We start from the raw sequence: 22444 nt of genomic DNA, 5'->3' as shown, positions 1-22444 counted from the left end.
AGGAGGCATTGCTTTAGATCAATGCGGTTCAGATTACTGCTGTGGGTCGATAGCTGCCTCCCGTGAACGACTGCTTTTGGCCGAAAGCACCCCCATCCGTAAATTCCCTATCAGTCCGAGCACTGCCAGATCAACGGAATCTATTTATCCGTATCAATTTGCGACGATCTCAAACGCAGTCCCCCCCAAAACCTCCCCATTAACCAAAACCCTAACCCCATGCCGCCCCAAAAAATGCTTCCGCGTCGTAAAATCCCGAATCACCTGCCGCCTCCCCACAACCATCTCCCCAAACCCCGCCAACACCACCGTCTTCAACTTGAACACCTTCCCCGAAATCCCGCCATTCGCCTTCACATAGTCAATCGCATAATCAATCACCAACCGCTGTTCATGCGCCACCGTCGACTTCACCGTAAACGACAACGTAATCGCCTCACCCAACCTCACCACCGCCGGCTCAACCCGCACATCCAGCAACTCAACCTCTGCCTTGGCCCCCGCACCAATCACCGTCAGCGCGCGCAAATCTCCCTGTTTGATCAAGCTGCGCAGCGCATGCTTGGCAATCCACGCCGTGTGTTTGTTCTGCAGTGGCCAGCCTTCAATCGTGTCCAGCACCCATTCTGGATGTTCCTTGGTCACGTCGTTCAGATGGTTCGCCACGGATTTGCGTACGTACAAACTCTCGTCGGCTTTCAACCGATCGAGGATTCCGGCGGCCAGTTGCGGGTTGGCTTGCACGGTTTCCAGGCGGAACGACCAGGGCAGGCGGGGGCGGGTGCCTTCGCTGGCTAGGCGGCGGACGTGGTGGTTTTGGTCTTGGGTCCAGTCGTGCATGTGTTCCAGCGAGCGTTCGAGGTCGCTGCGCAGGAAGTGGCGGATGGCGAATTCGGAGGAGCCGAAGGTGGTGAAGTATTTGAGTGCTTGCATCGAGGTCTCGAAAGCGTGGCTGCCGTAGCTGGCGACGTAGTGCGGCAGGCACATGCTGACGAATCCGCTGTTGAGGCGGGGGGCGAGTTCGCGCAGGACTTCGAGGGAATCTTCGTAGTCCAGTGGCAGCACGGCGTGCAGGCTTTCGCTGACGCGGGCCATGCGTTGCATCACCGATAATTCCGCCAGCCCTTGGTTGGCGTGCTTGAGAAACGCCTTGGCCTTGAATGCCGGGTACACGGCGCTCATTTCGTTGGCGATGTGTTGAAGGCGTTCGGTGTTGAAGATTTCCTTTAACGCCGGGGCGGCGGTGTCGGTGCTGCTCATGGTCAGGTCATCGGGGTGCTGACGAACGCTTCGAGGGTTTCGGCGTACGCGGTGTATTGGGCGATGTGCGGGTAGCGGCGGGTGTCGATCTGGTCGGGGACGACGAGGTCGGTGAAGCTCCAGGCGACGGCGAGGCTGATGCCGGCCTGGGTCAGGGTGCCGTCGGTGGGCAGGCCGGTTTTTTCCAGTTCCTGTTCGAGGGCGGTGAAGGCGGCGGCGAGTTGGCCTTCGACGCGTTCGACCCACGGTTGGTATTGAATGTCGGCCGGTCGCAGGTTGCGTTCGTAATAGAGTTGCACGGCTTTTTCGCAGGCGGCGAGGCTGAGGCCGATCAGGCGCAGGGCGTTGGCGCGTTGTTTGAGGTCGCTCGGCAGCAGGCTTTTGCCGCTGGCGGCTTCGAGGTAGTCGAGGATGAGGGTGGAGTCCATCAGCACCACGCCGTCATCGAGGATCAGCGTGGGCGCCTTGACCACCGGGTTGATCTGCTGGAATTGCTCGAAGTGGCGGAACACCGAGACCGATTCATGTTCGAGGTCGATGCCGAGGCGTTTGGCGGAGATCGCCACGCGGCGCACGTAAGGGGAGTCCAGCATGCCGATCAGTTTCATGACGCGTTCCTTCAAGTCGAACCGGTGGGAAGGCATAACCTAGCCGAGCCTGAGGTAAATGTCAGTCGTCAAAACCGGCTTGTTCGTGAATCTCATCCACATTCAATTCCAGCCGATACGCCACCGCCACAAATAACGCCTGACACAAACACAAGGTCGCACTCAGCGAACGGAACGCCAATGCGCTGCCCTCATTCACCAGCAGCAGGCTGTTGGCGTTTTTGGCCAAGGGCGAGAGGTGGCTGTCGGTGAGGATCAGGGTGTTGGCCTGTTGTTGGCGGGCATAGCGCAGGCAGTGCTGGGTTTCCTTGGCGTAGGGGGTGAAGCTGATGGCGATGACCAAATCACCGCTACGCACGCTGCGCATCTGCTCGCGATAGCTGCCGCCCAGCCCTGAAACCAGGTGAATTCGTTTGTGAGTGTGTTGCAAGTTGTAAACGAGGTAGTCGGCGACGGCGAAGGAGCGACGTACGCCGACGACATAGATGTTGTCGGCGTTGACGATCAGGTCGACGGCTTTTTCGAAGGCGACGTCGTCGAGTTCGCGCCCCAGGCGTTCGATGCCGGAGCGGGTGGCGTCGATGCATTCGCGGGCGAGGTCGCCGTCGCTGGCCTGCTGCGACTGGTTGGCGATCATGCTGCGGATGCGTTGCTGGTAGTTGTGCACCGGCGACGCTTTGTGGGTGTAGGCGGCGCGGAACAGCGCCTGCATTTCGCTGAAGCCGCTGAAGCCAAAGCGCTGCGAGAAGCGCACGATGGCGGATGGATGCACCTCGCATTCCCGGGCGATGTCGCTGATGCGATCGACCATGATCCGGTCGCTTTGCTGGCTCATGTAGCTGGCGATGCGCTTGAGTTGGCGCGGCAGGGTGTCGTATTCGTCGGTGATCAGTTGCAGCAGACGCTCGGCATTGATCGGGGGGCTGGCGAGGGGGCGCTCGTCGTTGGCCGGCAGATCGGGGCGGGGCATAAGTCTTCCTTTAGGCTGATCAAATCACACAAAGTGCTGGGTTGTGGCTGATGTTAGGAGGGCTTTTGGGGTTCTGCTTGGCTGAAACGATGCACCGGGAGTAGAAAAATTCGCGATGAGACGCCAGCGGTTAGCCGTTTGTCTTCTATATACAGCCGTTGGACTGAATTTCTTGCTATAAACGCACTCCGATGACCGCCATGAAGCCTGTGTCAGACCCGTTTACGGCTGTTGTCGGACAAATTCCCGGTATTTACAGTTGCTGAGGCCTCAAACGGGCCTTAGACTGCCGCCCCTTCGTAAATTGAGTGCCGGGTGGCGTTTGCAATAAACGATGCCTTTTCGTCGACCGGACACGGTTCGCCGGAACGCTCCCTATTTCGCCTTAATGCACGTTTTTTTATAGAGATATCAATGACAAAGGACAAGTTGCTGGCCATGCCGGCAGATGACTACATGAATGCCGAGCAACACGCTTTCTTCACTGAGCTGTTGCAGAACATGAAAGTCGAAACCCACGAGCGCATTGAGCAAAACCGTATCGCCATCGAAAGCCTGGACACTCCGGCCGACCCGGCGGACGCGGCTTCGGTTGAAGAAGAGCGCACCTGGCTGGTGAACGCGATCGATCGCGACCAGCGCATGCTGCCGCAACTGGAACAAGCCCTTGAGCGCATCAAGGAAGACAGTTTTGGCTGGTGCGACGACAGCGGCGAGGCCATCGGCCTGAAACGCCTGCTGATCAGCCCGACCACCAAGTACTGCATCGAAGCTCAAGAGCGTCACGAGCAGATCGACAAGCACCAGCGTCAGGCCTGATTCCATGGCTGCCCCCTGAATCGGGGGCGCCTGCAAAAGATCGCAGCCTTCGTCAGCTCCTACACGAGCTGACGGGGCTGCGATCTTTGCTTTTGCTCGTCTGCGATATTTTGCGCGCCGTTCCATTGACCTGCTGCAGACTCCACGACTAACGGACCATGGATAATGGCGTTCTAGTGGCGTTTAATGCAGTCACAACAATGAGAACAAGCGTGGGGTGTTGATATGACGAGAGATGGATCTCTGGTTGGGGCTTTGCCTGCACCAGTGCTGTTGCCGAAAAACCGCTGGATCGCTCCGACCCTACAAAGCATCGCCCTGATGCTGTTGCTCGCCGGCATGACGCTGGGTGAATGGTCGCTGTACATCGGCATGCCGCTGGCGGTGCTGATTGTCTGGCTGCCGCGCCTGCGTTCGCGGGCCATTCCCGATGCTGCGCCTGTCGATGCCGGCAGCGCGATTTCCGAACTCACCCGCGATCTTTCCTACACCACCAGTCATAACGCACTGTCAGCTGCCGGTGTGGCGTTTTCCGTCAAGCAACTGGCGGGCAAACTCGAATCGCAACTCGATGCGGCGGCGCAGATTGTCAGCAACGCCGAAGTGATGATCGCCACCGAACAGGCCACCTCGCAGCTCAGTCGTGAAGCGCTGGACGCCGCCAGCGAAGCGCATCACAGCAGCGCGGCGGGGCGCACCGAACTGGTGGATTCGATTGCACGGATGCATCAACTCAGTCAACGCGCCAATGCCAGCCGTGAGCTGATCGAAGCCCTGAGTCTGCGCAGCGATGATATTCAACGGGTGACGCTGGTGATTCAGTCCATCGCTAGCCAGACCAATCTGCTCGCCCTCAACGCGGCGATTGAAGCTGCGCGGGCGGGTGAGCATGGCCGTGGTTTTGCGGTGGTGGCGGATGAGGTGCGCGGTCTGGCAGCGCGGACTGCCTCGGCGACCGGCGAGGTCGGGGAGATGGTTGCCGACATTCAGCAGCGTACGGCGCAAGTGGTGGAGCAGATCCGCGAGCTGTCCAGCGATCTGCAGACCGGTGTCGAGCAGGTCGAGAACACCGGCCAGCATCTGGAAAACATCGCGCGGCTGGCGGCTGGGGTGGAAACCCAGGTCGGTGAAATCGCCCGTGGCGCGGAAACCAATCGCGAGCAGCTCGACAGTCTGTTCAAGGCCATCGAGCAGATGCGCAGTGATCTGGCGATCAGCGATCAGCAGACCCGACGCCTGGCCGAGGCCGCTGTGCAGATGGAAGGGCAGGCGGAAACCATCAGCGAGCGTCTGGCCGAAGTCGGTCTGGATGACTATCACCAGCGCGTCTATGACCTGGCGCGTGAGGGCGCGAGTCAGATTGCGGCGCGGTTCGAGGCGGATGTCGAGCAGGGGCGGATCAGCCTTGAGGATTTGTTCGACCGTCAATATCAACCGATTCCCGGGACGCAGCCGGCGAAGTTTCAAACCCGTTTCGACCGCTACACCGATCAGGTATTGCCGGCGATTCAGGAGCCCCTGCTGCCGCGCCATGAGGGGTTGGTGTTCGCCATCGCGTGCACGCCGCAGGGTTATGTGCCGACGCACAACCTGGCGTTCAGTCAGCCGTTGACCGGTGACGCGCAGGTGGACGCGGTGGGTAACCGCACCAAACGCAAGTTCGCCGACCGCACCGGGATCCGCTGCGGCAGCCATCAACAGGCGGTGCTATTGCAGACTTACACCCGCGATACCGGCGAGCTGATGCACGACTTGTCGGTGCCGATCATGGTCAAGGGCCGGCATTGGGGCGGACTGCGCCTTGGTTATAAACCGGAGAATCCGCGCTGATCGATTGTTACCGCTCGCGCAATGAATCTGTGCACGGGCGTTGCTGTTTCCTCTGCGATGAAGTCATTAACATGGCCGTTAGTTAGGTAGCTAATGAAATCGAGAGGTCAGTATGTGCAGAGTCGATGTCGCGGTGATGATTGGCAGTGGTGTGCCCGCCGGATTGCGCGCGATGGGCCAGAGCGTCTGCTGGGTGGTGTTGCTCAATGGTGAGCGGCGCGGCACCGCGTTCGCCAGTCGCGACGAGGCGGAGGAGTGCAAGGCTGCCTGGCTCGCGCAACTGATGGCCGAGCCTGGCGACAGCCTGCACTGACATTTATTAACGTCCGTCGTGCAGGCGTACGTTCAATTCATCGACCATCACCGCTTCTTCGCCGTCGGCGCGCAGCCACTCCTTCAGCAGTTGCGCCTGTTGCGGCGTCCAGAACTCGGCATCGATCAACTTGGTGGTGGCATCCAGCGGATGTGCTTCGATGAAATCGTCGATGGCCCCGTTTTCCGATGGCAGGCCCAGTTGGTCGAACAGGGTTTTCAGATCATATGCAGGCAGTTCCATCGTGTACTCCTTTTTGCGTGTGCCGGAATGGCGCTGTCGCTCGCTCTTTATCTGAGGCAGCCGTTGGACAAGAGTTCGATCCGTGATTCAAGCAAGCGGGCGAGGGCGCACGCCTCGTTATGGTCTTCGCGGAAACCTCTTACACGACCGGTGGAAGATTCCTTGATATGAAAGAACGCGTTACCTGCCGGGACCACCTGAAATCGTGGGGTCTGAACGCTTTGTGCGTATTGCGCAAGTTCCGGCAAATCAGTGCCGTGCAGCACGAAAGGCGTATCCATGACTGGTTTGGAGGGCTGGGCAAAGTGAGTCAGAGTGCACATATGAAGTCCTTTTCATGAGATAGCCGACGGTTACAGGTCGGTTCGGGTAGTCGGAAGCAGCATCGCTGCTCTAGAATCGCCAGTGTCTGTTGGCGACAGGTGCCTATCTAAAGCAATTTTTTACCGGCGATATGTCGGAAAAGGGCTTTTTTTCGTCAGTTTTTTCCCTAAAGTTTGTAGTCCGTCTTCGTTGCGCTTCAATGAAGATTTTTCCTTCAAGGCCTGGCGAACATCGAGGCAAGTTTCTCGCCTGACTTTCCAGTAGTCTTGCGAACTTGTGATGTATGGGCGCTCCGCTTGTTTCAGGTGTACTGAAGTCATTCGGTAACAGCATCGGCCTGGCCGTTTTTTTGCCGTGCGCGTTTTGGCGCCGGGTACTTTTTCAGATGTGGGGATGTTTCTTTGGCAGTCAGTAACCTCGATATGCATGCTTTGTTCGTGTTGGGTGATTTGCGTGCAAAGCTGGTCAAGCTGTTCCAGTCGCGTTTTGTTTACATCACCGAACAGAACGCCGAAGGCATTTACGTGGCCGAGATCGACACCGAAAGTGCGTTGGTGGTCGATGACAAACCGGGGCTCAAGCTCAAGGTCGGCGATCATTTCAGCGCGGCCGTGCTGCCCAGCCGTGAAGGCGGCAAGATGGACATTCGCTTTCGCGAAATCAAACTCACGGTGTACGGCCTGGGCGATTACGCCTTTGTCGATACAGCGGACGGCCACGCGATCCTGTTCAAGGAAGGCCACAGCGTGGTGACGGTGTTTGCCGCGCACCAGCAACTGCAGGAAGGCCTGACCAAGACCCTGAAAGCCGTTACCGGTAAAGCGGCGAAGTGGCGCAAGGGCGAACTGATCACGTTCAAGGCCAGCGAGTGATCGGTGGTTTGAGTCGCGCCGACTTCCATTCGCAAAACCTTGACCGTGCGCGTGAGGAGGCCTTGCGCCTGTTCAACGCCAAAGCCGAATTGCAGGGCGCGTGGCTGAACTGGGTGGCAGCGCAGATCTACACCTTGCGGCCTGCGGAATACGCCAGCATGGTCAGACGCGAGCTGCAAAGCTTGCAGGAAAAGTCTGAAACATAACCTCGCCGGGATTGGCCCCCGGAAAAAGCAGGAACCTCGGCTACAGTCAGTTGACTGAGTATTCAGAGGCTTGCGGTCTTCTGCCAGGCCATCCTGCTATTGCTGTGAACAGCACGAGGTGCAAAGCATGAAAGGAATTCGACGGCTATTGGCCGCCAGCGTGGTTTCGTTCGGTGTACTGACGGCCGCGCAGCCGGCAGCGGCGGCACAGGCACCGATTCATTTTGCCGACCTGAACTGGGAAAGCGGCAGCCTGATCACCGATGTCCTGCGGATCATCGTCGAGAAGGGCTATGGCCTGCCGACCGATACGTTGCCCGGCACCACCATCACCCTGGAAACCGCGCTGGCCAACAATGACATTCAGGTCATTGGCGAAGAGTGGGCCGGGCGCAGTCCGGTGTGGGTCAAGGCTGAAGCGGAGGGCAAGGTCGTCAGTCTCGGCGATACGGTCAAGGGTGCGACTGAAGGCTGGTGGGTGCCGGAATACGTGATCAAGGGTGACCCGGCCAAGGGCATCAAGCCGCTGGCGCCGGACCTGCGCAGTGTCAGTGATCTGAAGAAATACAAGGATGTGTTCAAGGACCCGGAAAATCCGAGCAAGGGTCGGTTCCTCAACAGCCCGATCGGCTGGACCTCGGAAGTGGTTAACAAGCAGAAGCTGACCGCTTACGGCCTGCAGGACGATTACACCAATTTCCGCAGTGGATCGGGCGCGGCGCTGGATGCCGAGATCAGCTCTTCGATCCGTCGGGGCAAACCGGTGCTGTTCTATTACTGGTCGCCGACGCCATTGCTGGGCAAATTCAAACTGGTGCAGCTGGAAGAGCCACCGTTCGATGCCGAGGCGTGGAAGACCCTGACCGATGCCGATAACCCCAATCCGAAACCGACCCGTTCGCTGGCATCGAAGCTGTCGATTGGCGTGTCTACGCCGTTCCAGAAGCAGTATCCGCAGATCGCGGATTTCTTCAGCAAGGTGGATTTCCCGATCGAGCCGCTGAACAAGGCGTTGGCCGAGATGAGCGAGAAACACACCGCACCACGGCAGGCGGCTGAGGCCTTCATGAAGGCGCATCCGGAGGTGTGGCAGGCTTGGGTGCCGAAGGATGTGGCGGAGAAGGTGGCGGCTGATCTGAAATAGATAGTTGAGACTGCTGGCCTCTTCGCGAGCAAGCCCGCTCCCACAATTGGAGCGCTCTGTCCTGTGGGAGCAGTCTCACTCCCACACTTGGAACGCGCGCTCCTGTGGGAGCGGGCTTGCTCGCGAAGCTTCCAGGCTTTTAGAACTTGGTCTGCACCGCCAATTCAAAGGTGCGCGGTGTACCCAGATAGTAAGCCGGTGATACATGCGCAAACTCGGCATACACCTCGTTGGTCAGGTTACGCACTCGCCCGGTAACGGTGGTGTGCGAGTCGACCTTGTAGCTGAGGAAGCTGCCGAACAGCGTGTACGACGGCACGGTCATGGTGTTCGCCGTGTCCGCATACACCGACGCCACATACCGCGCATCGACCCCAGCTTGCCATTGCGGCGAAAAATCGTAAGTCAGCCATAGATTGCCGACCCGATCCGGGACGTTGGTCGGCGTATTGCCCTTGCGTGAAACCACCTCACCGGCGGCGTTCTTTTCGGTGAAGTCATCGTACTGCGCATCGACCCAGGCGAAGTTGCCTTCGGCCAACAGCTTGTCGGTAATCCGCAGGGAACTGGCGATCTCGATGCCCTTCGAGGTTTGCTGCCCTACCGGGATGCTGCTGGTCGGATCCAGCGGATCAGTCACAGCGAAGTCCTTGCGCTCGATGGTGTAGGCGGCAACTGTCGCCGAGCCACGGCCATTCAGGTAGTCGAACTTGCTGCCGATTTCCCATTGCTTGCCGGTGGAAACATCGAAGTCCTGCGTGCCGTTCGGTTGCTCGGCGGCAGTGCTGTATTGCACGTAGACGCTGGCGGATGGGATGAACTGGTAGGTCAGGCCGACGCGTCCGGTGACCGGTTCCCAACTGCGTTTGAGGTGCTTGGGATTGGCGGCCGTCACGGTGCGATGGTTGGTCACGTCGAGGTCGATGTCGTCGTAACGCAGGCCGGTGAGCAACGCCAGTTTGTCGGTCAGTGCCAGGCGGTTTTCCACGAACAGCGCCTTGGTGGTGACCTCGTTGGTCTTGTCGCTGATCAGTGTCGGGTTGGTGCCGGGAATATCGTAGAAATGCCCCGGACGGTAGTTGTTCGGATCGACCGTGCTTGCGCCTTTGATATTCAGCGGCGAGTTGGTGGTCTGGTTGACCTTGTACTCGAAACCACCGGACCAAGTGGTGTCGAGGCCGAACAAGGTGTTGTCGTGGCGCAGTTCGAACTGGTTGCCGTTCTGCTCACCCTGATGGCGTACTTGATAGGCGGTGGAGCGGTTCACCGCCGTGTTGTCGGCGTTGTACTGATAGGTCTCGAGGTTGCGGTAATCGCGTTGGCTGTCGAGGTGATACAGCGTGTTGCGCAGGGTGGTGCTGTCGTTGATCCGGTAATCGATGATCGAGCGCACCCAGATCGTGCGCTGTTCGTAGCGTCCGTCCTCGACGTTGTAGTTGTTGAAGCGGTTGTGTTTGTCGATCTTCAACTCGCCGGCCTTGGGGTTGAGCACCGGCGTGCCCCAGTACGGGCTGTCTTCGTGTTCGTCCTGATATTCCAGGGCCAGGGTGTGCGACAGATCCGGCGTGAGGTCGCTGAGCAACGAGAACGCCACGCTCCAGGCATCGCGCTGCTGGCGGTCGATGTAGCCGTTGCTGGTGTTGTGGCTGACATCGAGCCGCGCGTAGTGCTGCACGTCGGCGCTCGGGTCGGTCAGCGCGTGGTTGAGGCCGAACGCGGTTTCGGTGGTGTCGTAACTGCCGTAGCTGACGCGACCTTCAGCGGCTTGTTCGTCGCGAGTTGCCAGTTTGGTCACGTAGTTCAGCGAACCCCCCACCGAGCCTGCGCCGTTGATCAGTGACGAAGGCCCGCCCACCAGCTCGACTCGATCATAGATCCACGCATCCACCGGCCGGGCGAGGCCGCCGGAGACGTTGATGCCATTGAACATCTGGGTGATCTGGCTGCTGGTGAAACCGCGATAGGAGACGAATCCGCCAAAGCCCGGTGGTGCGCTGGCATTGACCCCGGGCAGGGTGTTGGCGGCGTCCTGGAAGTTTTGCGCGCCGTGGCGTTCGATGTCGTTGCGGTTGGCGACGGCCACCGAGGCCGGCGTGTCGCGCACGCTGAGGCCGAGGCGCGAGGCCATGCCGCTGGATTGATCGAGGCTCAGGCCCGGTTCGCTGGTGGATACGCCGTCGATGGTGATCGGCGCCAGGTCTACGGTGGATTGCGCCCAGGCGTTAAGGGACAGGCAGCCGCACAGGCTGGCCAGCAGAGGAATATGTTTCATCGTTGAATCCTGAATGCTTGTCTAGGAATCAGCGCACAGGCGAACGCCGCGCGTTGGCGCAGTGGGCTGAAAAATCAAAAAGGCAAAGACACTCAGGCGAGCGGTGGGGCGCGAGGATTGGCCGAAGGCCAGGTGAAGCGGGCAGGGAGGTCGGCGCTGACGATGGGCGCCAGCGGCGGGCTGTGCTGCTCGGGCAGAACCGCGAGGGTCAGGCTGGAGTTGAACGCCGGGCCCATGCCGCCGCCGACCGAGCACAGCGGACAGCCGAACGCCTTCGACAGGGTCGGCAATTGTTCTTCGCCGGGGTTGCTGCTCTGCGGCGCTTGAGTGGTCGGGTCGACCGTACAGAACTGGCCGCCGATGCCGTTGAGCTGCATCCCGACCATTTGCCCGTGACCGATGCTGCAGGCGAACACGTTGAACAGGACGCAGCAATAAAGCATCCAGGCCAGCAGTGAGCGATCGGAACGGGTGAATTTCATGGGGCGGCACTTTACCGTACCGCTGATCGGTCGTGCACTTCAAAAAATGCCAACTAGGATGTTTTGTTCAAATCCCTTGAAAGGATTCTCGACCATGACCTTTGTGTTGGCTCAATGGCTGGTGACGATATTTGCGGCAATCAGCCTGGTACACGTGTATTGGGCGCTGGGTGGGCAATGGGCGGCGGTGGCGGCGGTACCGCAAGTGCCGGTGCGAGGACTGGTGGCGACGGTGCGACCGGCGTTCAAACCGTCAGGCTGGATTACCTTGCTGGTAGCGGCAGCATTGTTGGTGATTGCCGCGCTGGTGTGCATGCGGGTTGGCTGGGGCATGCCGGCGGTGCATCACAAAGCGTTGCAATGGGTGATCAGTGCGATTGCGTTATTGATGTTCGCCCGGGCGATCGGCGATTCGAATCTGGTGGGGTTTTTCAAGGAAGTGAAAGGGTCGCGGTTTGCGCGGCTGGATACCTGGGTGTATTCGCCGCTGTGTCTGGTGTTGGGGGCGGGGTTGTTGGCGGTGGCTTGGGTCTGACCCGGTTCATGTGTTGGCAATACCGGCCTCTTCGCGAGCAAGCCCGCTCCCACAGGGGAAATGAATTCCAAATGTGGGAGCGGGCTTGCTCGCGAAGAGGCCAGTTCAGACACCCTAGATGTAGAAACTAACTACCACTCTCGGTGCGGCGACTACTCACCTCAGCCGGCACATCATCCCCGGCCATGCGCTTGCGGAACAAAGCCGCCCGCGCCAGCAGCAACGTAGTCACCGGCACGGTAATCGCCAGCAGAATCGGAATCAGCCAGGCATGCATCACCGGTCCGGACTTGAGTGCCGAAAAACAGATGATCGACGCCAGTGCGACACACCACGCGCCCAGTGTCGAGGCCAGCGCCGGCGGGTGCATGCGCTGGAAGTAATCCTTCATGCGCAGCAATCCGGTCGCGCCAATCAGCGCAAACACCCCGCTGAGCACCAGCAGGATCGCAACCGGAATTTCGACCCACAATGACAATTCAGCATTCATTCGATCACCTCGCCACGCAGCAGGAATTTCGCCAGGGCAAACGAGCCGACGAAGCCGAACAGCGCGATCAGCAGCGCCGCCTCGAAATAAGTGTCACTGGAATAACGAATGCCCAGGGTCAGCATCATCAGCATGGCGACGATGTACAGGTAATCCAGAGCGAGTACCCGATCCTGTGCCGACGGCCCCTTGAACAGGCGAATCAAGGTCAGGACCATTGCCAGCGAGAACAGGAACAGCGTCAGCAGAATCGCGTTCGACAGCAGCGGGCTCATTCGAAAATCTCCATCAACGGCTGCTCGTAGGCAGTCTTGAAGTGGTGGATGAAGTGCGCCTCGTCATCCAGATCCCAAACGTGCAGCAGCAGAATGCTGCGATCCAGCGCCAGCTCCGACCACACGGTGCCCGGCACCACGGTGCAGATCATCGCCAGCGCCGCCAGACCGTTGGCGTCGCGCAGGTCCAGCGGCACTTTGACGAAGCGCGAGCGCGGCGGGCGGCGACCGGCGTTGAGCACGCCCCAGGCGACGATCAGGTTGGAGAGGATCACGTCACGACCGACCATCACGAACAGGCGCAAAATCGTCAGCGGACGGCGGATGCGCACCTGTTTCGGGCGCAGCTTGCGCATCATCAACGGTGCGGCGAACCCGAGGATTGCACCGAGCACCAGGTTGCCCGGGCTGACAGACAGGTTCAGCGTCAGCCACAAAACCCACAACGCCAGTGACAGCAACGGTGCCGGAAATACGCGCTTCATGGCTGCACCTCCAGCATCGCCGCTTTGGCTTCAGGGCTGGGAACGGCGCGGGTGCCGAGCACCGCCATCACGTATTGCTGCGGGTTGTTCAGCGCGTCGGCGGTGGCCTCGGTGTAACGCAGCAGCGGTTCGGCCTTGAAGGTCAGCGCGATGCTCAGCCCCAGCAACAGGAAGATCGGTGCGCATTCAAGCTTGCGCAGCAGCGGCGAAGGGCGCTCCTCGGGCGTCCAGAAACGCTGGATGCCCATGCGCGCGAATGCCATCAACGAGGCCAGCCCGGACAGGATCAGCAGCGTCAGCAGCGCCCAGGCTGCGTTGGAGATCGGCGCTTCACCGCCAAGCCCCAGTGGATTGAGCAGCGCACCGATCAGGTTGAGCTTGCCGATGAACCCGGACAGCGGCGGCATGCCGATGATCAGCAGCGCGCAGGCAATGAAACTCAAGCCGAGAAACGCCATGGTCCACGGAATGACCTGACCGACCACGGCTTTCTGCTCGTCGTCGAGGTTGATGCCCTTGGGCGGTTGCAGCGATTCCTGCGGACGCGGCAGTAACTCGCTTTCATCCTCCAGCGGGATTTCGTTGGCCGAACGCGAACGCTCGATCAACTCGGCCAGCAGGAACAGCGCACTCAGTGCCAGGGTCGAGCTGACCAGATAGAACAGCGCCGCGCCGATCAGGTTTGGCTGGGCGAAACCCACCGCCGACAGCAGAATCCCGGCCGACACCAGAATGCTCAGGCTGGCCATCCGCTCCAGGCGTTGCGCGGCGAGAATCGCCAGCGCCGCGCAGGCGATAGTCGCCATGCCGCCGTAGATCAGCCAGTCGCCACCGAAGAAGGCCGAGGCCCCGGCCTGACTGGAAAACAGCAGCGTCCACAGGCGCAGCAGGGTGTAGACGCCGACCTTGGTCATGATCGCGAACATCGCCGCCACCGGCGCGCTGGCCGAGGAGTAGGCCGGCACCAGCCAGAAGTTCAGCGGCCACATGCCGGCCTTCGCCAGAAACGCCACCGCAAGAATCCCCGCGCCAGCATGCAGCAAGCCACGGTCGGCTTCCGGCACCAGCGGAATCTTCAGCGCCAGATCGGCCATGTTCAGGGTGCCGGTGACGCCATAGATCAGCGCCGCGCCAATCAGGAACAGCGACGAGGCCAGCAGGTTGATCGAGATGTAATGTAGGCCCGACGACACCCGCGCCCGCCCCGAACCGTGCAGCAACAGGCCATAAGAGGCCGCGAGCAGCACTTCGAAGAACACGAACAGGTTGAACAGGTCGGCGGTGAGGAAGGCGCCATACAGGCCCATCAGCTGAATCTGGAACAGCGCGTGGAAGCTCGATCCCGCGCCATCCCAGCGCGCCATGGCGAACAGCAGGGCGCTGACGCCGATGATCCCGGTCAGCACCAGCATTAATGCCGAGAGGCGATCAACCACCAGCACGATGCCGAACGGCGCCTGCCAGTTGCCGGGCAGATACACGCCGATGGAACCGGGCACGCCGGTGGTTTGCGTACACTGCAGCAGCATCACCGAAATGAACAGGCCGACGAGGCTGGAGAACAGGTTGATTTTCGCCTTCAGCGGCCGATGCTTCTCGCCGAGCATCAACATGATGGCGGCGGTCAGCAGCGGCAGCAGGATCGGTGCGGCGATCAGGTGAGTCATCGCCATCATTCCTTGGGCTCCCGGCCGTCGACGTGGTCGGTGCCGGTCAGGCCCCGCGACGCCAGCAGCACTACCAGGAACAGCGCGGTCATGGCGAAGCTGATGACGATGGCGGTCAGCACCAGTGCCTGCGGCAGCGGATCGGTGTAGTGCAGCAAATCCTGTGTCACGCCGTCCTTGATCACCGGTTCTTTACCGATGAACAGGCTGCCCATGCTGAAGATGAACAGGTTGACCGCGTAGGACAGCAGGCACAGGCCCATGACCACCTGAAATGTCCGTGGCCGCAGCACCAGCCAGACCCCGGAGGCGGCGAGCACGCCGATGGCGATTGCGATGACTTCTTCCATCAGACGGCTCCTTTGCTGGCGACGGACTTGGGCAGCGACGCGGTTTTGTGACCACGCACCGATTGGTGGGCGAGGGCGGTGAGGATCAGCAGCGTCGAGCCCACGACCACGGCGTACACGCCGATATCGAAGAACAGCGCGCTGGCGATATGGATCTCGCCCAGCAGCGGCAAGGCGAAATGCCAGGTGTGGGTGGTCAGGAACGGATAACCGACCGCCATCGCGCCGAGACCGGTGGCGGTGGCGAACAGCAGGCCAGTGCCCATCCAGCGCAGCGGTCGCAGGCTCATTTGCGCTTCGACCCACTGCGTCCCGGCGACCATGTATTGCAGGATGAACGCCACCGACATCACCAGTCCGGCGACGAAACCACCGCCCGGCTGGTTGTGACCGCGCATGAACAGGTAGCACGACACCACCAGCGCAATCGGCAGCAACAGGCGCACCAGCACCGCCGGCACCATCATGAAGCCGAGCGCGGTGTCGCTGGCGCTGCGCGGGTTGACCAGATCGGTGACCACGTCCGGCGCGAGCAGGCGTTGCTGGGCCGGCAGTTGCAGGCTTTCTTTCGGCGGGCGGAAGCGGCGCAGCAGGGCGAACACGGTGAGCGCCACGGCCACCAGCACGGTGATTTCACCGAGGGTGTCGAAGCCGCGGAAGTCCACCAGCATCACGTTGACCACGTTGCTGCCACCGCCCTCGGGCATGGCCCGGCTGAGGTAGAACGAGGAAATGTCGTTGGGCGTCTGCCGGGTCAGCATCGCGTAGGACAACAGCGCCATGCCGGCGCCGACGGCAATCGACAGCAGCAAGTCGCGCAAGCGCCGCACGCGGGCCTTGCGCAGGCTCGAAGGCAGTGGCGAGACTTCTTCAATCCGCCGGGGCAGCCAGCGCAGGCCGAGCAGGATCAGCACCGTGGTCACCACTTCCACCGCCAGTTGCGTCAGGGCCAGATCCGGCGCCGAAAACCAGACGAAGGTCACGCAGGTCATCAACCCGCAGACGCTGACCATGGTCAGGGCGGCGAGACGGTGATACTTGGCCTGCCATGCGGCGCCGAGGGCGCAAGCGATTGCCAGCAGCCACAGGGTGACGAACACGATCGAACCCGGAATCTTCGGCCGGTCGCCCCAGCTCAGGCTGCTGTGCAACATCGGGATCAGGCCGGCGAGCACCGCCGCCAGGACCATCAGGAACAGTTGCATTTGCAGGCGGCGGGTGCCGAGTCGGCGTTCTACCCGACGGGCCATGCGCATCATCAGCACCAGACTGCGCTCGAACAGGCGCTTGCCGTTGAAGCGACCCACCAGCGGCGGGTATTTGAAGCGGCCCCGCTTGAGCTGGTTGCGCAGCAGCAGATAGACCACGATGCCGCCGGACATGGCGATCAGGCTCATGATCATCGGCGCGTTCAGACCGTGCCAGATCGCCAGGCTGTATTCCGGCAGCGTGCCGCCCACCACCGGCAGCGCGGCGGCTGCGAGCAACGGGCCGACCACTTGCGCCGGGAAGATCCCGACGACCAGACAGGTGAACACCAGCAGCTCGACCGGCGCACGCATCCAGCGCGGCGGTTCGTGCGGGGTGTGTGGCAGATCGGTAGCGGTCGGGCCGAAGAACACGTCGACGGTAAAACGCAGCGAGTAGGCGACGCTGAAGGTACCGGCAATGGTCGCGACAATCGGCAACGCTGCTTCGACCCACGCGGTGGCGTTGATGAACACGGTTTCGGCGAAGAACATTTCTTTCGACAGGAAGCCGTTGAGCAACGGCACGCCAGCCATCGACGCACTGGCGACCATGGCCAAGGTCGCGGTGAACGGAATCAGTTTGATCAGACCGCTGAGTTTGCGAATGTCACGGGTGCCGCTTTCGTGGTCGATGATCCCGGCGGCCATGAACAGCGAAGCCTTGAAGGTCGCGTGGTTGAGAATGTGGAACACCGCAGCGACCGCTGCCAGCGGGCTGTTCAGGCCGAGCAGCAGGGTGATCAGGCCCAGATGGCTGATGGTCGAGTAGGCCAGCAGTCCCTTGAGGTCGTTCTGGAACATCGCGCAGTAGGCGCCGAGCAACAACGTACACGCACCGGCGCCGCTGACGATGTAGAACCATTCTTCACTGCCGGACAATGACGGCCACAGACGCGCAAGTAGAAACACTCCAGCCTTGACCATGGTCGCCGAGTGCAGATAAGCCGAAACCGGGGTGGGCGCCGCCATCGCGTGCGGCAGCCAGAAGTGGAAAGGGAACTGGGCGCTTTTGCTGAGGGCGCCGATGAGGATGAGGGGAAGCAGAATAGGGTAGAGGGCATGTGCGCGAATCAGATCGCCGGCGGCCAGGACCTTGTCCAGGTCATAGCTGCCGACGACATGGCCGAGGATCATGACCCCCGCCAGCAGGCACAATCCTCCCGCACCGGTGACCATCAGCGCCATGTAGGCGCCACGCCGGGCATCGGAGCGGTGGTGCCAGTAGCCGATCAACAGGAACGAGAAGAGGCTGGTCAGCTCCCAGAAGAACACGATCTGGATCAGGTTGCCGGAGATCACAAGCCCGAGCATGGCGCCCATGAACGCCAGGAAAAAGGCGAAGAAGCGCGGCACCGGGTCGTCCGGCGACATGTAATAACGCGCATATAAAGAGACCAGAGCGCCGATGCCCAGCACCAGCAACGAGAACAACCAGGCGAAGCCGTCCATGCGCAGGACGAAATTCAAACCGAGGCTGGGCAGCCACATGAACTCTTCGCGAATCACCCCGCCGTGGGCGATTTGCGGATACAACAGCGCGACCTGCACGGTGCCGATCAGAGCGACCAGACCTGCCAACAGGGATTCGGTATTACGCGCGTTGTGTGGCAGCACCGCTGCCAGACAGCTGCCAATGAATGGCAGAAGCAGTAGAACTATCAGGGACATAGGCTTCTAATCTGCGGAAGTTTGTGAAGCATCATACGTGCCAGCTCCCTGATTACCAAACGCCAGGATGTCTCAGAATCCTACAAAGTAGTCTGAAAAATTTGGTTTGGCATTGTTTCAGGGGGAGGGATGTTGTGACGGATGGCCCTTTCGCGAGCAAGCCCGCTCCCACATTTGAAATACATTCCAATGTGGGAGCGGGCTTGCTCGCGAAGGCGATGGGTCAGGCACTAAAGATATTGCGGATTAACCTTGGGTCTCCCGCTCCAGCTCCGCGTCTTCTTCGACAACCTTACCCTTGGTCTTCAATTCACTGACAATTACCGCCGCGACAATCAACCCTGCACCCACCAAGGCAATTGCCGGCAGACGCTCCCCGGCGATCCGCCCGACGATCCCGGCCCACACCGGTTCACCGGCGTAGATCAATGTTGCCCGGGTCGGCGAAACGCTTTTCTGCGCCCAGTTCATCGCCACCTGAATCGCCGCACTCGCCGCGCCGAGACCCAGTGCGGTCACCAGCAAGGTCCAGGAAAAATCCGGAAGTGCTTCCCCAGTCGGCACCACCAGCAGGAACGACAGCACCGAGGTGGCCGCCAGTTGCACCACGGTCACCCGGCGCACATCGACTTGACCGGCATAGGTGCTGATCAGAATGATCTCGGCGGCAATCGCGATGGCACTGATCAGGGTGGCAATTTCGCCGGGGCTGAAATTCAACGACGCCCCGGACGGCCCGGACAGCAGCATCAGACCGGTAAACGCCAGCATGATGCCGATGCTCGGCATCAACCCTGGTCGACGGCCCAGTACCAGCCATTGCAGCAACGGCACGAAGGGCACGTACAGCGCGGTGATGAATGCCGACTGACTGCTCGGGATCGTTTGCAGACCAACCGTCTGCAAGCCGTAACCGAGCATGATCGCCACGCCGATGAACGATCCGGCCTTGAGCTCGAACAGGGTCAGTTCACGCAAGTGGCGCCAAGAGAACAGCGCAACAATGGCGGCCGCAGCGGCAAAGCGCAGGCCGACAAAGAACATCGGCCCACTGACGGTCATGGCGTGTTGCACCAGCAGGAACGTACCGCCCCAGACCATGGTGATCAGCACCAGCACGCACTCGGCCTTGCTGAAACGGGAGAAGCGAAGAGGCGTGGGGGAGCTGTTCACTGACGTCATGTCCTTGCGCACTATAAAAGGCAGGACGCACAATGCGCCCAACGTTGCGCAGTATACTGCCCAACCCCACCGAGTGAGCAATATAGTGCACAAAGATTCCAGCCAACGGGCGTCCGTCCTGCAACACGTCAGTCACAACGTTCGGCGCCTGCGCCACGCTGCCGACATGAGCCAGACCGCGCTGGCGGAAAAGTCCGGCGTCAGTCGGCGCATGCTGGTGGCGATCGAGGCCGGGGAAAAGAATGTCAGCCTGACCACCCTCGATCGCGTTGCCGAAGCGCTCGACGTGGCCTTCAGCGACCTGATCCAGGCCCCCGACGCACGCGATACCAGCCGCATCAACGAGGTGGCGTGGGCCGGGGTGATTCCCGGGAGCAAAGCGGTACTGCTATCCAAGGCCACCGCCACCCGTGAAGTCGAGCAGTGGGAATGGTGCCTGCAACCGGGCGAGGTCTATCCGTCGCAACCGGATGCCGATGGCTGGAGCGAGCAGATTTATGTGTTCGAAGGTTGCCTGACGCTAACGGTGGGTGATGTGACCAATACCATTGCGAGCGGCGAGTTTTTCATGTTTGCCAGCAACCAGCCCCATGGCTATCGCAATGACGGGCCGGTGGCGGTGCGCTTTGTGCGCAATGTGGTGATTTGAATGAGTCAGAACGCAGACATCCTGATCATCGGCGGTGGCCTCAGCGGCACGATGCTGGCCGTGCAACTGCTGCGACTGCCCGGCCAGCGTCGGATCCTGATCATCGAACCGCGCGCCGAACTCGGTCGCGGTGAAGCTTACAGCGCCGTCGAACTGGGCCACACGCTCAACGGCAATGCGGCGCGCATGAGTGTCGACCCCGATAACCCCGATGATCTGACTCAATGGCTGACCGCGCACATCGCTGCCGGTGGCTGGCCGGAATCTGCCGAGCAGAATGTGCCAATCAGTGAGCTGTTCCCTCCACGCGGGCTGTTTGGCGTGTATGTGCAGCAGCGTCAGGCCGAGGCGCGCGTCGTTGGTGCGCAGCATGGTTCGACCGTCGAGCACGTTCGCGCTGAAGTCGTCGATCTGCAAACTGATGCGGATTCGGTGCAAATGAGCTTGAGCAATGGGCAGACTCTGCGCGGCGCCTATGCCGTGCTCGCTACGGGCATGTTCCCCGCCGCGCGCACGCCGCAGAAAGAGTCCAGCGGCCTGAACGCCGCAGCGCTTGATCCGTGGGATGTCGCCGCCATGCGTCAGCTCGATCCGCAGTCGACTGTGCTGATCATCGGCTCCGGCCTGACCATGGTCGATGCCGTGGTTTCACTGGAGCAGGCCGGTCATCGCGGGCCGATCGAAGTGTTTTCCCGTCACGGTTTGCTGCCCCATGTGCGTCGACAACCGCCGGTGTGGGTGGATTTTCTTGCCGAAGATCAGAGCATTCGCACACCTCGACAGTTGTTGCGCGAGCTGCGCAGGCATTGCCGCGAGGCGATCGCTCAGGGCATCGATTGGCAGGCGCCGCTGGACACGGTGCGGGCCCATATCGGACGGCTGTGGAGTCAGGCGACTGACGTGCAGCGTCGACAATTCGTACGCCATGTGCGGCCGTGGTGGGAGAGTCATCATCACCGGTCGCCGCCGCTGAGTGCAGCATTGGTTGAGCGCTTGCACAACGAAGGACGGTTGCGGATTCAGGCGGCGTCGTTCAAAGGGCTTGAGCCGATGACGGGCGAGGGTGTGAGCATTCGAATTCGGCGTCGCGGCGAGGCGCAAACCTGTGTGGTGCAAGGTGCAGCGCTGATCAATTCCAGCGGCATCGAGTACGACTGGCGCCGCGTCGCGCGCCCGCTGCCGCAGCAGTTGCTGGCGCGTGGGCTGGTGCGGCCGGGGCCGTTGGCGTTGGGGATTGCAGCGGCGGTGGACGGTGCGGTGCTGGATGCTGAAGGGCAGGCCGGCAGCCGATTGTTCGCGATGGGGCCACCGTTGCGCGGGATGTGGTGGGAGAGCACGGCGGTGACGGATGTGGCATTGCAGGCGAAGGCGCTGGCGGCGCGGCTGGTGGAATGAAAGCAGACCGGCTTGCACAGACCCCTGTAGGAGTGAGCCTGCTCGCGATAGCGGTGGGTCTTTCACCTCATTGCTGAAGGGGCTGACGCTATCGCGAGCAGGCTCACTCCTACAGTTGAACGGGGCAGCTCAGTCATCTCGGAAGTGCATTCATCAGCCAGCGCTGGCGAATCTGCTCCAGGCGCCCGTCGGCGCGCAAGGTTTCCAGCGCCTGTTGCCAGCGTTTGACCTGACCCGGATCGGTCTGCAGCGAAAAGGCGATGTAGGTGTCCTGTTTCATCAGCGGAATCTGATACTGCAAGCGTCCCGGTTCCATGCCTTGGGTGCGGGCCAGCGCGGCGGTGGAGAGTGTGTCGGAGACCACGAAATCGGTTCGGCTCAGGCTGAACAGTCGCATCATCTGTTCCGGGGTTTCGACGCCGTCGAGGTTCTTCAGGTTCTGCTGTTGCAGGTAGCTGTAGATCAGCCATTTGCGCGGCACGCTGATACGACCGGCCTGATCCGCCTGCTGCAGGGTTTTTACCGGCGGCTGGTTGTTGGCATGGGCATACAGCGCGGTTTCGACTTCAATCAGCGGCCCGACCCATTGATAGCGGTCATCGCGCTCGTCGGTACGCAGGACGGTGAAGACGCCGGTGTTGGGTGTTTCGCTGGCGGTGCGCAGGGCGCGCAGCAACGGCACTTGTTGCAGATCGATCCGGTCGCCGGTCTGTTCGGCCAGCGCGCGCACCACATCCACGCCGTAACCCACCATTTGATCGCCTTGCTGGAAATGCAGGGGCGGGTGGTTGTCGGTGAGCAGTTGCAGATCGGCCGCATCGGCCGCCAGGGCCAGGAGTGACAGCAGACACGCGGCAATCCGTTTCATGAATCGTCCCTGAAAAATTGAGCGCGAAGCTTAGTACGGGCCGGGGATGGCTGTCGTGCGGAATGTACGGGGCTTTTGTGTCAGAAACCAAGGCGGATTGGCAGAGCCAGGCGCAGACAACACCGTTGCTGGCGATAGTGGTGGATCAGTCAACATTGAAGTGACGGAGCTGACCTGTTCGCGAGCAAGCTCGCTCCCACATGGGTTTGTGGTGTGCCTGGCATTTGTGGCTGACACAGAACCTGTGGGAGCGAGCTTGCTCGCGAAAGCGCAGTGTCAGTCAGCAT

General features: G+C 61.0%; 24 protein-coding genes. 9 read left to right on the top strand and 15 right to left on the bottom strand.

The genetic code is table 11. The features are described 5' to 3' along the window. Window positions 1-153: 153 nt before the first annotated feature. From M0808_RS21670 to M0808_RS21660, 3 genes are all read right to left on the bottom strand, one after another. A complete protein-coding gene (locus M0808_RS21670) occupies window positions 154-1260 on the bottom strand; it encodes a DNA alkylation repair protein (protein WP_247842372.1) in 1107 nt (368 codons plus the stop codon). A gap of 2 nt (window positions 1261-1262) precedes the next feature. Further along, window positions 1263-1868, bottom strand: a complete 606-nt coding sequence (locus tag M0808_RS21665) for a glutathione S-transferase (RefSeq protein ID WP_247842371.1) — start codon at window positions 1866-1868, stop codon at window positions 1263-1265. A 61-nt stretch (window positions 1869-1929) separates the two neighbouring features. Beyond that, window positions 1930-2838, bottom strand: a complete 909-nt coding sequence (locus tag M0808_RS21660; protein ID WP_007966905.1) for a MurR/RpiR family transcriptional regulator — start codon at window positions 2836-2838, stop codon at window positions 1930-1932. 414 nt (window positions 2839-3252) lie between these two features. On the opposite strand from M0808_RS21660, the gene M0808_RS21655 reads away from it, so the two are divergent. The 3 genes from M0808_RS21655 to M0808_RS21645 all read left to right on the top strand — a co-directional run bounded on the left by M0808_RS21655 (window position 3253) and on the right by M0808_RS21645 (window position 5800). Continuing rightward, on the top strand, window positions 3253-3657 hold the full coding sequence (locus M0808_RS21655; RefSeq protein ID WP_003225981.1) for a TraR/DksA family transcriptional regulator: 405 nt from the start codon (window positions 3253-3255) through the stop codon (window positions 3655-3657). Between the two features lie 225 nt (window positions 3658-3882). Beyond that, window positions 3883-5487: a methyl-accepting chemotaxis protein gene (locus M0808_RS21650; RefSeq protein ID WP_247842370.1), complete on the top strand. Its 1605-nt coding sequence runs from the start codon at window positions 3883-3885 to the stop codon at window positions 5485-5487. A gap of 112 nt (window positions 5488-5599) precedes the next feature. Next, window positions 5600-5800 (top strand): hypothetical protein, encoded by a 201-nt coding sequence (locus tag M0808_RS21645; RefSeq protein WP_007966907.1) that lies wholly within the window; start codon window positions 5600-5602, stop codon window positions 5798-5800. Between the two features lie 6 nt (window positions 5801-5806). On the opposite strand, the gene M0808_RS21640 is transcribed toward M0808_RS21645, so the two are convergent. Beyond that, the gene (locus tag M0808_RS21640) at window positions 5807-6043 is read right to left on the bottom strand and encodes a DUF2789 family protein (protein ID WP_247842369.1); all 237 of its coding nucleotides are present in this window, start codon (window positions 6041-6043) and stop codon (window positions 5807-5809) included. A gap of 47 nt (window positions 6044-6090) precedes the next feature. Continuing rightward, entirely contained in the window at window positions 6091-6366 is a 276-nt protein-coding gene (locus M0808_RS21635) for a hypothetical protein (protein ID WP_027612961.1), read from the bottom strand. 423 nt (window positions 6367-6789) lie between these two features. Here M0808_RS21635 and M0808_RS21630 point away from each other — a divergent pair, with 423 nt between their 5' ends. From M0808_RS21630 to M0808_RS21620, 3 genes are all read left to right on the top strand, one after another. Beyond that, window positions 6790-7239, top strand: coding sequence for a hypothetical protein (locus tag M0808_RS21630; protein WP_166497420.1), 450 nt, complete (start codon window positions 6790-6792; stop codon window positions 7237-7239). 8 nt (window positions 7240-7247) lie between these two features. Further along, the gene (locus tag M0808_RS21625) at window positions 7248-7445 is read left to right on the top strand and encodes a hypothetical protein (protein ID WP_027612962.1); all 198 of its coding nucleotides are present in this window, start codon (window positions 7248-7250) and stop codon (window positions 7443-7445) included. 127 nt (window positions 7446-7572) lie between these two features. Next, the gene (locus tag M0808_RS21620) at window positions 7573-8589 is read left to right on the top strand and encodes an ABC transporter substrate-binding protein (RefSeq protein ID WP_097090304.1); all 1017 of its coding nucleotides are present in this window, start codon (window positions 7573-7575) and stop codon (window positions 8587-8589) included. A gap of 139 nt (window positions 8590-8728) precedes the next feature. Here M0808_RS21620 and M0808_RS21615 read toward each other — a convergent pair whose 3' ends face one another. Beyond that, window positions 8729-10861: a TonB-dependent receptor gene (locus tag M0808_RS21615; protein WP_247842368.1), complete on the bottom strand. Its 2133-nt coding sequence runs from the start codon at window positions 10859-10861 to the stop codon at window positions 8729-8731. 92 nt (window positions 10862-10953) lie between these two features. Then, window positions 10954-11343 carry a DUF2946 domain-containing protein gene (locus M0808_RS21610; RefSeq protein ID WP_139054731.1) on the bottom strand — a complete coding sequence of 130 codons (390 nt, stop codon included), beginning with the start codon at window positions 11341-11343 and terminating at the stop codon, window positions 10954-10956. A gap of 94 nt (window positions 11344-11437) precedes the next feature. Between M0808_RS21610 and M0808_RS21605 the strand changes: the two genes are divergently transcribed. Beyond that, window positions 11438-11878 carry a DUF3995 domain-containing protein gene (locus M0808_RS21605; protein ID WP_097090307.1) on the top strand — a complete coding sequence of 147 codons (441 nt, stop codon included), beginning with the start codon at window positions 11438-11440 and terminating at the stop codon, window positions 11876-11878. A gap of 127 nt (window positions 11879-12005) precedes the next feature. Here M0808_RS21605 and M0808_RS21600 read toward each other — a convergent pair whose 3' ends face one another. The 7 genes from M0808_RS21600 to M0808_RS21570 all read right to left on the bottom strand — a co-directional run bounded on the left by M0808_RS21600 (window position 12006) and on the right by M0808_RS21570 (window position 19245). Next, window positions 12006-12368 (bottom strand): Na+/H+ antiporter subunit G, encoded by a 363-nt coding sequence (locus M0808_RS21600; protein ID WP_027612967.1) that lies wholly within the window; start codon window positions 12366-12368, stop codon window positions 12006-12008. Then, window positions 12365-12643, bottom strand: a complete 279-nt coding sequence (locus M0808_RS21595) for a K+/H+ antiporter subunit F (RefSeq protein ID WP_003225959.1) — start codon at window positions 12641-12643, stop codon at window positions 12365-12367. The genes M0808_RS21600 and M0808_RS21595 overlap by 4 nt, the downstream gene beginning before the upstream one ends. Further along, window positions 12640-13128: a Na+/H+ antiporter subunit E gene (locus M0808_RS21590; RefSeq protein ID WP_247842367.1), complete on the bottom strand. Its 489-nt coding sequence runs from the start codon at window positions 13126-13128 to the stop codon at window positions 12640-12642. The genes M0808_RS21595 and M0808_RS21590 overlap by 4 nt, the downstream gene beginning before the upstream one ends. Beyond that, a complete protein-coding gene (locus M0808_RS21585; protein ID WP_247842366.1) occupies window positions 13125-14804 on the bottom strand; it encodes a monovalent cation/H+ antiporter subunit D in 1680 nt (559 codons plus the stop codon). The genes M0808_RS21590 and M0808_RS21585 overlap by 4 nt, the downstream gene beginning before the upstream one ends. Further along, window positions 14801-15145, bottom strand: a complete 345-nt coding sequence (locus tag M0808_RS21580; RefSeq protein ID WP_003225953.1) for a Na+/H+ antiporter subunit C — start codon at window positions 15143-15145, stop codon at window positions 14801-14803. The genes M0808_RS21585 and M0808_RS21580 overlap by 4 nt, the downstream gene beginning before the upstream one ends. Then, window positions 15145-18063, bottom strand: a complete 2919-nt coding sequence (locus M0808_RS21575; protein ID WP_223008763.1) for a monovalent cation/H+ antiporter subunit A — start codon at window positions 18061-18063, stop codon at window positions 15145-15147. Before M0808_RS21575 ends, M0808_RS21580 begins: the two co-directional genes overlap by 1 nt. 246 nt (window positions 18064-18309) lie before the next feature. Beyond that, window positions 18310-19245 (bottom strand): DMT family transporter, encoded by a 936-nt coding sequence (locus M0808_RS21570; RefSeq protein ID WP_247842365.1) that lies wholly within the window; start codon window positions 19243-19245, stop codon window positions 18310-18312. An 85-nt stretch (window positions 19246-19330) separates the two neighbouring features. Here M0808_RS21570 and M0808_RS21565 point away from each other — a divergent pair, with 85 nt between their 5' ends. Continuing rightward, entirely contained in the window at window positions 19331-19894 is a 564-nt protein-coding gene (locus tag M0808_RS21565; RefSeq protein ID WP_103368869.1) for an XRE family transcriptional regulator, read from the top strand. Beyond that, window positions 19895-21289 (top strand): FAD/NAD(P)-binding protein, encoded by a 1395-nt coding sequence (locus M0808_RS21560; protein WP_247842364.1) that lies wholly within the window; start codon window positions 19895-19897, stop codon window positions 21287-21289. A gap of 133 nt (window positions 21290-21422) precedes the next feature. Here M0808_RS21560 and M0808_RS21555 read toward each other — a convergent pair whose 3' ends face one another. Further along, a complete protein-coding gene (locus tag M0808_RS21555) occupies window positions 21423-22157 on the bottom strand; it encodes a transporter substrate-binding domain-containing protein (RefSeq protein WP_247842363.1) in 735 nt (244 codons plus the stop codon). Between the last annotated feature and the right edge of the window lie 287 nt (window positions 22158-22444).

This window comes from Pseudomonas sp. MWU12-3103b (genome assembly GCF_023100615.1).
Lineage (GTDB): Bacteria > Pseudomonadota > Gammaproteobacteria > Pseudomonadales > Pseudomonadaceae > Aquipseudomonas > Aquipseudomonas putida_A.
Note: the sequence above shows the minus strand (reverse complement) of the source record. Positions and strands in the feature narration are given on the sequence as shown.

Coding starts and splice junctions, on each gene's coding strand:
- M0808_RS21600 (WP_027612967.1), bottom strand. CDS start 12,368: ATGAATGCTGAATTGTCATTGTGGGTCGAAATTCCGGTTGCGATCCTG.
- M0808_RS21630 (WP_166497420.1), top strand. CDS start 6,790: ATGCATGCTTTGTTCGTGTTGGGTGATTTGCGTGCAAAGCTGGTCAAG.
- M0808_RS21615 (WP_247842368.1), bottom strand. CDS start 10,861: ATGAAACATATTCCTCTGCTGGCCAGCCTGTGCGGCTGCCTGTCCCTT.
- M0808_RS21635 (WP_027612961.1), bottom strand. CDS start 6,366: ATGTGCACTCTGACTCACTTTGCCCAGCCCTCCAAACCAGTCATGGAT.
- M0808_RS21640 (WP_247842369.1), bottom strand. CDS start 6,043: ATGGAACTGCCTGCATATGATCTGAAAACCCTGTTCGACCAACTGGGC.
- M0808_RS21655 (WP_003225981.1), top strand. CDS start 3,253: ATGACAAAGGACAAGTTGCTGGCCATGCCGGCAGATGACTACATGAAT.
- M0808_RS21665 (WP_247842371.1), bottom strand. CDS start 1,868: ATGAAACTGATCGGCATGCTGGACTCCCCTTACGTGCGCCGCGTGGCG.
- M0808_RS21610 (WP_139054731.1), bottom strand. CDS start 11,343: ATGAAATTCACCCGTTCCGATCGCTCACTGCTGGCCTGGATGCTTTAT.
- M0808_RS21650 (WP_247842370.1), top strand. CDS start 3,883: ATGACGAGAGATGGATCTCTGGTTGGGGCTTTGCCTGCACCAGTGCTG.
- M0808_RS21590 (WP_247842367.1), bottom strand. CDS start 13,128: ATGAAGCGCGTATTTCCGGCACCGTTGCTGTCACTGGCGTTGTGGGTT.
- M0808_RS21660 (WP_007966905.1), bottom strand. CDS start 2,838: ATGCCCCGCCCCGATCTGCCGGCCAACGACGAGCGCCCCCTCGCCAGC.
- M0808_RS21645 (WP_007966907.1), top strand. CDS start 5,600: ATGTGCAGAGTCGATGTCGCGGTGATGATTGGCAGTGGTGTGCCCGCC.
- M0808_RS21560 (WP_247842364.1), top strand. CDS start 19,895: ATGAGTCAGAACGCAGACATCCTGATCATCGGCGGTGGCCTCAGCGGC.
- M0808_RS21605 (WP_097090307.1), top strand. CDS start 11,438: ATGACCTTTGTGTTGGCTCAATGGCTGGTGACGATATTTGCGGCAATC.
- M0808_RS21595 (WP_003225959.1), bottom strand. CDS start 12,643: ATGAGCCCGCTGCTGTCGAACGCGATTCTGCTGACGCTGTTCCTGTTC.
- M0808_RS21620 (WP_097090304.1), top strand. CDS start 7,573: ATGAAAGGAATTCGACGGCTATTGGCCGCCAGCGTGGTTTCGTTCGGT.
- M0808_RS21575 (WP_223008763.1), bottom strand. CDS start 18,063: ATGTCCCTGATAGTTCTACTGCTTCTGCCATTCATTGGCAGCTGTCTG.
- M0808_RS21580 (WP_003225953.1), bottom strand. CDS start 15,145: ATGGAAGAAGTCATCGCAATCGCCATCGGCGTGCTCGCCGCCTCCGGG.
- M0808_RS21570 (WP_247842365.1), bottom strand. CDS start 19,245: ATGACGTCAGTGAACAGCTCCCCCACGCCTCTTCGCTTCTCCCGTTTC.
- M0808_RS21555 (WP_247842363.1), bottom strand. CDS start 22,157: ATGAAACGGATTGCCGCGTGTCTGCTGTCACTCCTGGCCCTGGCGGCC.
- M0808_RS21670 (WP_247842372.1), bottom strand. CDS start 1,260: ATGAGCAGCACCGACACCGCCGCCCCGGCGTTAAAGGAAATCTTCAAC.
- M0808_RS21585 (WP_247842366.1), bottom strand. CDS start 14,804: ATGATGGCGATGACTCACCTGATCGCCGCACCGATCCTGCTGCCGCTG.